Annotated in this window: 2 protein-coding genes; both read right to left on the minus strand. The window is 68.8% G+C overall.

Annotated elements, in window-relative coordinates:
- A partial coding sequence (locus VF497_RS07475) for a HAMP domain-containing sensor histidine kinase (RefSeq protein WP_330887248.1) occupies positions 1 to 1,089 on the minus strand: 1,089 nt, incomplete at its 3' end.
- Between the two features lie 6 nt (positions 1,090 to 1,095).
- Positions 1,096 to 1,728 carry a response regulator transcription factor gene (locus tag VF497_RS07480; protein WP_414706862.1) on the minus strand — a complete coding sequence of 211 codons (633 nt, stop codon included), beginning with the start codon at positions 1,726 to 1,728 and terminating at the stop codon, positions 1,096 to 1,098.
- Between the last annotated feature and the right edge of the window lie 4 nt (positions 1,729 to 1,732).

Consider the following 1,732-nt stretch of genomic DNA (forward strand, 5'->3'; position numbering starts at 1 on the left):
CTTGCAGGCATTGTCGACCAGGTTGCCGACCATTTCTTCCAAATCCTGCCGCTCGCCGCGGAAGCGCGTGTCGCGCGGCATCTCGATGTCGATCGCGATGCCACGGTCGCGATGGATCTTCTCCATCGAGCGCGCCAGCGCGGTGACGACCGGCGCCACGTCGGTGACGCTGCCGACCACGGTGGCGCGCGCTGCGATCCGCGCGCGCTCGAGATGGCGCTGCACCTGATCGCGCATCACGTTGGCCTGCTCGCGCACCTTCACCGCCAGCGCGTCGTCTCCACGCGCGTTCGCCTCGTTCATGATGACCGAGAGCGGCGTCTTCAGCGCATGCGCGAGATTGCCCACGTGCGTGCGCGCGCGCTCGACGATCTCGCGGTTGGCGTCGATCAGCGCGTTGGTCTCGCGCGCGAGCGGCGCGATCTCGACCGGGAAATTGCCCCGCAGCCGCTCGGCCGAGCCCGAGCGGATCGCCGCGAGGCCGGCCGAGATGCGCTTCAGCGGCGCGAGGCCGAAGCGCACCTGGAACATGGTGGTGAGCAGCAGCACCACCGCGAGCACGCCGAACGTCACCGAGATCGCGCGGTCGAAGCCTTGCGTCTCGTCGTCGATCTCGAGCGCGTCGCCCGCGACCGCGACCAGATAGCGCCCGTCATCACCGAGATCGACCGTGCGCTCGACCAGCCGCAAACGCTGGTCCTCGGGGCCCGGCACGTAGCGCTTGCGCGTGCCGTCCGGAGCGGTCGGCACGTGCAGGTCCTCGAGATGCGGCAGCCCCCCGTCCCAGAGCGAGCGCGAGGAGCGCACCTCGGGCTTCGGCGCCGACAGCTTGGTCACCTGCCAGTACCAGCCGGACAGCGGCAATTCGAACAGCGGCTCGCCGAGCGACTGCGCGACCTTCTCGCCCTCTTCCGGCGCCGCGACGTCGGCCACCAGCGTGCGGAGATAAACGCCGAGCCGGCGGTCGAACGAGCGCTCGACGCCGTCGCGATAGAGCGACGAGAGAACGACGCCGGTCACAACCAGGATGAGGACCGTCACCGCGGTGGCGGAGACGAACAGGCGCAGCGCGAGCGAATTAACCCGCATCGGGCATCACGGGTTCGGCGGCGTCAGCAGGTAGCCTAGCCCGCGCACGGTCTGGATCACGTCGACGCCGAGCTTCTTGCGGATGCGGCCGACGAACACCTCGATGGTGTTGCTGTCGCGGTCGAAGTCCTGGTCGTACAAATGCTCGACCAGTTCGGTGCGCGAGACCACGCGGCCGGTGTGATGCATCAGGTAGGAGAGCAGCCGGTATTCGTGGCTGGTCAGCTTGACCGGATTGCCGTCGACGCTGACGCGGCCGGTGCGCGAGTCGAGCCGCACCGGGCCGCAGACGAATTCGCTCTTGGCGTGGCCGACCGAGCGGCGCAGCAGCGCGCGCACGCGCGCCAGCACTTCTTCGAGGTGAAACGGCTTGGCGACATAATCGTCGGCGCCGGCATCGAAGCCCTGCACCTTGTCGCTCCAGCGGTCGCGCGCAGTCAGGATCAGCACCGGCATGGATCGGCCATTGCGGCGCCACGCCTCCAGCACCGAGATGCCATCCATCTTGGGCAGGCCGATGTCGAGGATGACCGCGTCGTAGGGCTCGGTCTCGCCGAGGTAATGGCCCTCCTCGCCGTCGAAGGCGCGGTCGACCACGTAGCCGGCGTCGGTCAGCGCGGTCGCGAGCTGTCGGTTCAGGTCG

This window comes from Rudaea sp. (genome assembly GCF_036383415.1).
Lineage (GTDB): Bacteria > Pseudomonadota > Gammaproteobacteria > Xanthomonadales > Rhodanobacteraceae > Rudaea.